This window comes from Thiohalomonas denitrificans (assembly GCF_016841685.1).
Lineage (GTDB): Bacteria > Pseudomonadota > Gammaproteobacteria > Thiohalomonadales > Thiohalomonadaceae > Thiohalomonas > Thiohalomonas denitrificans_A.
Genome location: NZ_JAENYR010000122.1, coordinates 1 through 7202, shown reverse-complemented (window position 1 = coordinate 7202; position 7202 = coordinate 1). Strand labels below are relative to the sequence as shown.

The following is a 7202-nucleotide window of genomic DNA, read 5'->3' as shown; positions in this document are numbered from 1 at the left end:
ACCTACATCCATGTAGGCGTCCTCGTAATGACAGCGGGGGGAAGTTCATCAGGAGCACTACCCGCCGCTCCGCAGCCCCGAATCAATGACGAACTCTTAGCCGTATTGCGAGCCGTACCCCCTGCTGCGCAGGCCCGAATCAAAGACGAACCTTTAGCCGTCATTGCGGAGCGCCGAACGAGGGTCCCTTCTCCCTCAGGGAGAAGGACAGGATGAGGGGGAAAGAAAACGGTCACGGCCTATTAGATCACCCCCTCCCTGGCCCTCCCCCACAGGGGGAGGGAATGGCATCATCGGCCCTGTTCCATACCCCTGGCTGGATTCGTTGCCATGGGATCACCTCCCTCATTGAATTGATCCTGAATAACGGTTACAGTTTACAAATCGAAATCATATAGATCAATTCGTAAACACAGGGAGAGGCCGATGATCGGCGAACGAATTGAGCGTGCTCGCCTCGCTTCGGGGCTGTCCCTGCGTGGTCTGGCCGATGCAATCGGCGTATCCCACACCATGGTCGCCAAGTACGAAAAGAATCAGGCGACACCCCCATCCCAAGTCTTGATCCTGCTGGCCAAGGTGCTCGGAGTGCGGGTGGAGTACTTCTTCCGTCAAGTGGAAGTACACCTCGAAGGAGTCGAATACCGCAAGCGCACCACACTCCGGGCGGGTGACAAGAAGAAAATCCTCGCCGATGCCGAGGATCAGTTGGAGCGCTGGGTCACTCTCGAGCAGTTCCTTCCACAGGCGTGGGCGCTCGAATTCCGCGTGCCCAATGAAGTACCTGAGCGAATCGAGGCTGCCGACGACATCGAAGCGGCCGCGCTGGCGGTTCGAAACGTCTGGCAGTTGGGCCACAACCCCATCCCGGACCTTATCGATACGCTCGAAGAGCAGGGTCTGCGTGTGCTGACCATCGACGGAGACATTCCCCAAAAGTTTGACGGTTTCTCAGCCCATTACGACAGTAATCCTGTCGTCGTGGTCGACAAAAAGTGGACTGGCGATCGGCAGCGCTTCACGCTGGCTCATGAACTCGGGCATCTTATCCTGCACGGCCGCCTCGGGCCTGAACTGGATGAGGAGAAAGCCTGCAACCGTTTTGCCGGCGCCTTTCTGGCGCCGCGCGATGTGGTTCTGAAAACCCTGGGGGAAAACCGCCACTGGCTGGAATTCCAGGAACTCGCCTTATTGAAACAGGAATACGGCCTGAGCCTGGCTGCCTGGATTTACCGTTGTTCCGATCTCGGCATCATCAACCAAACCACCACCAAAGAGCTGTGGCGCATCTTCCGCGTTCGCGGTTGGCATAAAAAAGAGCCGGGCAAACCTTACCCCAACGAGAAGACCCGTCTCTTTCAGCAGCGAGTCTATCGTGCCCTGGCCGAAGAGTTGATCGGCGAAGCCAAAGCAGCGGAACTGCTGGGGATAACGCTGCGAGAACTGCAGCAGTGTCGACACATGGAGTGTGCGTCCGATGCTGCTGATCAGTGATGCCAACATCCTGATCGACATGGAAGTCGGCGGTCTGCTGGAAGCCATATTCCGCCTGGATGAGACCTTTGCGGTTCCGGATGTGCTGTACAGCGAAGAACTGGAAGAGCACCACCCCGAACTGCCGACCCTGGGACTGCAAGTGATGCAACTTGGCGAGGGAGGCGTTTCCGCGGCTATGGCCCTCGTTCAGATGTACTCCGGGCCCAGCGTTAACGACTTGTTCGCCCTGGAGCTCGCAAGAGAAAATAACTGTCCGTTATTGATCGGAGACAGGGCCCTTCGAAAAGCCGCCGAACAGGAAGGTGTTCAACTCCATGGAATACTTTGGCTGGTCGAGCAAATGATTCGTAATGGAATTGTTCCCCTGGAACGAGCTGAACAAGCCTATAAGGAATGCGAAACGGGGGGAGGCGGCTGCCGTGGGATGCGGTAAATCGCCAGATGAGAACACTCAAGGTCGCACCGTGACAGTAGACGAATGCAAGGCCTGGCCCACTTGCATTTACCAATCTTCCAGGGCCGATATAAGGAGACCGATATGTCCACCACTGGAGAGAAGCCTGGAAAGGGTACCTACACCTGCACCAAGTGCGGAGAGAAGGTGACGCTGGATGACCACGGCGATACCTTGCCGCCCTGCCCCCGTTGCCACGGCACAGACTACCGACCGTAATCTTCAGCGGCCGACTCCCATAACACAGGGAGTCGGCCGCGCCTCTCTCAAAGCTCTTCTTTAAACTCCTTACGGCGGTCGTTCCCTGCGTCCTATCTGCAAGACGGGAGCCTGTTTTAGTGGCCGCCGTGGCAGCGTCACGCGCAGATGCCCCTCAACGAAAGGCAGGTCAAGGTACTCAACCGGCTACTCGACAACGTTGACGACGAATTCCGACATGGCATCAACGCTGGCAAATACCAGGCCCGACCAAGGTCAGTAAACCCACCGCTACCCGCGACCTATCGGACCTGGCCGAAAAGGGCTGTCTGGAAAGATTACCGGGCGGAGGACGCAGTACCCGATACGGGCTGGTTCTGGAGCCGTCATAGACCGTTTTCGCACGCGGTTTTACTTGTCGGCCACGCACTGGCAGCATTGGAGGCGCTGTCCAAGTCCGGACAAGGGAGTGAGCTGTGCGCAAACAGGAAGCACGATTGAAACGCACCCAAGGCGGGCGACCATGAAGACCGCACTCATCGTGCTCAGCTCCGCCCTCACCGTGGTGGGCGGCCACCTGCTGAACCGCCGCTGGGATCGCGCCGTTTTCTTCTATCTCCTGCTGTTCGCTGCCACCTGGTTCGGCGCGGGAGTCGCCTTTTTCAATCCCCAGTGGGGCGGTTTCTCCGCCCGGCAGCTCTTCGGCGGGGCGCTGTTGCTTCTCTGGCTCATCGGGCTCCTGGTCACTGTCCGTGACATCCGCCGCCCCGATGACACACGGCAACCGGCTTGGTCCATCACCGGCGGCATCACGGCCCTCGTTCTCACCCTCTGGAGCACACTGATATTCGGCTGGGGCGGCGCATTGGTGCTCGGAAAACTGGACAGACCCTGGCAGAACGCCGGCGTCGAGCGTGCCGGGGAAACCACCACCAGCCACCGTACCCTGGGGAATGACCACTTCTCCCATTACATCTACTCCGGCCATATCGAAGACCCGATGGTCGATCTGCCCGAACCGCCCAAGGGCAAAGGCAAACTGGTCGGCCGGGTAGAATACGAAGGCCGCCCCGCCGCTGGCGTGGTACTCCGCCTCTTTCTCAACAGCCGCTTCCGTAGCGCACGGCTGACCACCGACGAGAACGGCCGTTTCACTCTCGACGTGCCGCCCGGCCGCTGGGAGATCGATGCCCTGATCACTGAAAGCTGGCCTGGAAGGCCGGAAGAGGATCTCATCCCGCTCACGGGCGACGAAAGACATCTCGGCCAAGGCGATCCCTTCGACTGGAGCCCGGCCCGCCGCGCCTCCCGCACAGTCGACGTTCCCGCCGACGGCCAGCCGTCGGATGCCCTCGTGCTCCGTTTCCGCGACCCGGTCGCCCTCCTCTGGCCCGGCAGGGAAGGGCAAACCGCCGGAGAAAACGACACCCTCAGCTGGCTCCCGTTTCCGGAGGCCACGCAGTACCGGGTCGCCCTGCACGGCATCACCCGCCGCGGCGACACCACCACCTACACCCCGCTGACCCAACAGGTGGTGGATACCACCCGACTGCCCCTCAACACACTCCAGCGCATCCCCGCCGCCGGCGAAGAGCACGAGTACGACGTTGTCGTCTTCGCCTACGACAGCGAAGGCCGGCCCCTCTCCCGCAATACCCGCTTCTTCGGCACCAGCTTCACCCTCGAAGACAGCCGCCTGATTGGTGATACGCTAACCGAGTCCTTCGGCGGCACCACCCCCACCGCAGAGGAGTTCGAACAGCTGCACGCCAACGAAAAGCGCCTCGATGCCGTAAGAGTGCTCCTGGACGAAGAGCTCCCCCGGGCCGCCGAAGCACTGCTGCAGAAGGTCGACGGCCCCACAAAACCCGGTCGCCGCGAAGCCCTCACTGCCTACTTGCGCGCCGCCCAGGGGCGCTGTGAAGAGGCGCGCGAAATGGCGGAAACCGCCAAGGAGAAGGGAACGGACTGTATGCCTGAGAGCCAAGCAAAAGATCGGAAAAAACAAATAGTTGGAATGACGACGAGGTGAAGGTAAAAGTTTTGTAACTACTCGCCCAGGTCCACTCTCGAGACCTTGCACGATACAGAGAATCCGTCATCCCCGCGAAGGCGGGGATCCATTGTGTCGCTCCTGGATTCCCGCCTTCGCGGGAATGACGCTTCTTAAGCGCTGAGGGAAGCCTGGCTAACGGCCAACCGACAAAACCTGCTCCCTATGGTTGGCGCATAGGATCTCTGAAAGCAATGGAATTTTAATTAGAAATGTATTAACCTGACAGGTAAGTCATTTGCTCGATATCGAATTTGCCAGCAAGAAACTGCAAAAGCGGTTCAACCAGGAGAAAGAGCTGCTCAAGGCCTTTGGGCAGAAACGGGCCAAGCGCATCAGGGTGGTCATGACGGCGCTGCGAGCGGCCCCCTCGCTGGGGGCCTTTGCGCCTCCGTATAGCCCACCCCACAGATGCCACGAACTCACCGGCAACAGAAAAGGACTGCTTAGCGTCGATCTGGATGGCCCCTACCGGCTGATCATCCAGCCCTTGCACAATCCGCTGCCGGAAAGAGCGGAAGGCGGGCTGGACTGGAACCGCGTCACCACCATCAAGATCGTAGGCGTGGAGGACACCCATGGATAACGTAGCGACCAATCAATATACCCCTGACTACACCGTCACCCCCGGCGAGGTGCTGGAGTACGAGCTCGAACTGCGCAACATGAGCAAGACCGAGCTCGCCAAGCGCACCGGGCTGACGGAAAAGCACGTCATCGCCATCGTCAAGGGCAAGGGCACCGTCATCATCACGCCCGAAACCGCGATCAAGCTGGAGCGTGCGTTGGGCATGCCGGTGGAGTACTGGCTCAACCTGGAGGCGCACTACCAGGAGACCCGCGCACGCCTCGCCGAAGAGGGCGAGCTGGAGAAACATCTGGATTGGCTCAAGCGCATACCGGTCAACGCCATGGCCAAGATGGAATGGATCCCGAAGCACAGGGACAAGAAACAGCAGCTCGATGAAGTGCTGCGCTTCTTCGGCATTGCCAGCGTGGATCAATGGGACGATATCTGGCCCAACGTCGCCGTGGCCTACCGCCAGCACAACAAGCATGAAATCTTTCCCGAGGCGATCTCTGCCTGGTTGCGCAAAGGCGAGCTGGAGGCGGCCGACATCCCGTGTGAGCCGTACAGCAAGGCCGCCTTCCGCGAGGCGCTGGACGGGATACGCAGCCTCACTGCCGAGAGCGACCCCGCACACTTCGTCCCCGAGATGCAGAAACGCTGTGCCGCCGCGGGCGTGGCCGTGGTCTTCGTCTCCTGCCTGCCCAAGACCGGCGTTAGCGGCGCCACCCGCTGGGTGAACCCGGACAAGGCGATCATCCAGCTCAGCCTGCGCTATAGGACCAACGACCATCTCTGGTTCACCTTCTTTCACGAGGCGGGGCATATTCTTCTCCACGGCAAGAAGGAGCTGTTCATCGAAGGCGCCAATGGCATGGACGAAGAAAAAGAGGCGCAGGCCAACGCGTTCGCCGAACAGGAACTCCTGTCCCGAAAGGCCTTCAATGCCTTTGCCAAACAACAACCGTTCAGCAAAGTGGCGATCCAACGCTTTGCCCAGGAGGTGGGCATTGCCCCCGGCATCGTCGTCGGCCAGTTGCAGCACAAAGGCCTCCTTCCGAAGACCCACTGCAACGACCTGAAGGTCCGCTATCAGTGGGCACACGAGTGCTGACAGACCAATAATCCCGGACCGCCGAAAGATCGGGTCCAACCATTGAATGACGAATCCATGACCATGAACACCAAAGAACTACAACCGGAAGTGATGACCGGCGAATCCCTCGATATCAGTGAACAGCGCAGAAAAGAGCTCAAACAGCTCTTTCCCGGCGTCTTCACCGAGACCGTCAACGACAAGGGCGAGGTGGTCGAGACCATCGACTTCGAGCGCCTCAAGGCGGAGCTGGGCACCTTCTCGGACATCTACGAGGGCCGGCGCGAGCGCTACGGGATGGAGTGGCCCGGCAAGCGCGATTGCATGAAGCTGATCCAGGAACCGTCCCGCGCCACCCTCAAGCCCTGCCGGGAAGAGTCGGTGGACTTCGACACCACCCAGAACCTCTTTATTGAAGGGGATAACCTGGAAGTGCTGAAGCTCCTGCAGAAGAGCTATTACGGCAAGGTGAAGATGATCTACATCGACCCACCGTACAACACTGGGAATGAATTCATTTACCCAGACAAATACTCAGAATCACTTGAAACTTACCTTGCCTATGCGGGGCTAGTCGACGATGAAGGGAAAAGGTTTGCCACCAATACTGCTACTGAAGGGCGCTTTCATACCAAGTGGCTAAACATGATGTACCCGCGCCTCTATCTTGCCCGCAACTTGTTGCAGGAAGATGGTGTGATATTCATTTCAATCGACGACAATGAAGCAGAGAATTTGAGGAGACTATGCAATGAAATCTTCGGAGAAGAAAACTTCTTGGCTCAAATAGCTTGGGAGAAACGTTATACAAGAAGCAATAATGCCAAGCGATTTTATTCTTTGAAAGACAATATATTGGCATACCGCAAGTCTGATTCGCTTGAGTTTATTAAAGAGAAGAGAACAGAGAAATCGGATTCAAACTACAGCAACTCAGATGATGACCCTAGAGGTCCATGGATGACATCCTCGTACGTGAATCCAGCAACCAAGGCGGAGCGTCCAAATCTGATTTATGAGATTAAGAATCCATTTACGGGAAGAATAATTTCACATCCAACGCACGCTTGGAAATATAGTAGAGAGGAAAACAGTAGGCATTTGGAAGAAAAGAGATTGTGGTGGGCCACCTGTGTCACGATAGATGTCCGCTCTCTTTGATAGACTCTAACAGTAAATTACTAGGGGGCGGTACGGAGTGAAAAGGTGAGATATTCCGCAGAGAGAAAAGAGGCGGTGTTGAAGAAGATGCTGCCGCCGGAGAACAAGACGATCAAGGAACTGGCGCGGGAGGAAAGGGTTTCAGAGGCAACCCTGTACAACTGGCGCAAGCAGG

At 58.0% G+C, this 7202-nt stretch carries 8 protein-coding genes and 1 pseudogene; all 9 read left to right on the top strand.

From position 1 onward, the window contains the following. Positions 1–426 precede the first annotated feature (426 nt). On the top strand, positions 427–1494 hold the full coding sequence (locus tag Q7L05_RS16505) for a helix-turn-helix domain-containing protein (RefSeq protein ID WP_303909266.1): 1068 nt from the start codon (positions 427–429) through the stop codon (positions 1492–1494). After that, the gene (locus Q7L05_RS16500) at positions 1478–1930 is read left to right on the top strand and encodes a DUF3368 domain-containing protein (protein ID WP_303909263.1); all 453 of its coding nucleotides are present in this window, start codon (positions 1478–1480) and stop codon (positions 1928–1930) included. Before Q7L05_RS16505 ends, Q7L05_RS16500 begins: the two co-directional genes overlap by 17 nt. Before the next feature lie 45 nt (positions 1931–1975). After that, the gene (locus Q7L05_RS16495) at positions 1976–2170 is read left to right on the top strand and encodes a zinc ribbon-containing protein (RefSeq protein WP_303909261.1); all 195 of its coding nucleotides are present in this window, start codon (positions 1976–1978) and stop codon (positions 2168–2170) included. Between the two features lie 129 nt (positions 2171–2299). Then, positions 2300–2541: pseudogene (locus Q7L05_RS17485) on the top strand (DeoR family transcriptional regulator); the annotation flags it as partial. Positions 2542–2672: 131 nt separating this feature from the next. Then, positions 2673–4181, top strand: a complete 1509-nt coding sequence (locus Q7L05_RS16490) for a hypothetical protein (protein ID WP_303909259.1) — start codon at positions 2673–2675, stop codon at positions 4179–4181. 259 nt (positions 4182–4440) lie between these two features. Further along, entirely contained in the window at positions 4441–4788 is a 348-nt protein-coding gene (locus Q7L05_RS16485) for a type II toxin-antitoxin system RelE/ParE family toxin (RefSeq protein WP_303909257.1), read from the top strand. Next, entirely contained in the window at positions 4781–5884 is a 1104-nt protein-coding gene (locus Q7L05_RS16480; RefSeq protein ID WP_303909255.1) for a helix-turn-helix domain-containing protein, read from the top strand. Before Q7L05_RS16485 ends, Q7L05_RS16480 begins: the two co-directional genes overlap by 8 nt. A gap of 63 nt (positions 5885–5947) precedes the next feature. Then, the gene (locus Q7L05_RS16475) at positions 5948–7027 is read left to right on the top strand and encodes a site-specific DNA-methyltransferase (RefSeq protein ID WP_303909253.1); all 1080 of its coding nucleotides are present in this window, start codon (positions 5948–5950) and stop codon (positions 7025–7027) included. Between the two features lie 45 nt (positions 7028–7072). Further along, a partial coding sequence (locus Q7L05_RS16470; protein WP_303909268.1) for a transposase occupies positions 7073–7202 on the top strand: 130 nt, incomplete at its 3' end.

Bases quoted from the DNA above. Each gene is read 5' to 3' on its own strand.
- Q7L05_RS16475 (WP_303909253.1), top strand. From the start codon at position 5,948: ATGAACACCAAAGAACTACAACCGGAAGTGATGACCGGCGAATCCCTC.
- Q7L05_RS16480 (WP_303909255.1), top strand. From the start codon at position 4,781: ATGGATAACGTAGCGACCAATCAATATACCCCTGACTACACCGTCACC.
- Q7L05_RS16500 (WP_303909263.1), top strand. From the start codon at position 1,478: ATGCTGCTGATCAGTGATGCCAACATCCTGATCGACATGGAAGTCGGC.
- Q7L05_RS16495 (WP_303909261.1), top strand. From the start codon at position 1,976: ATGCAAGGCCTGGCCCACTTGCATTTACCAATCTTCCAGGGCCGATAT.
- Q7L05_RS16505 (WP_303909266.1), top strand. From the start codon at position 427: ATGATCGGCGAACGAATTGAGCGTGCTCGCCTCGCTTCGGGGCTGTCC.
- Q7L05_RS16490 (WP_303909259.1), top strand. From the start codon at position 2,673: ATGAAGACCGCACTCATCGTGCTCAGCTCCGCCCTCACCGTGGTGGGC.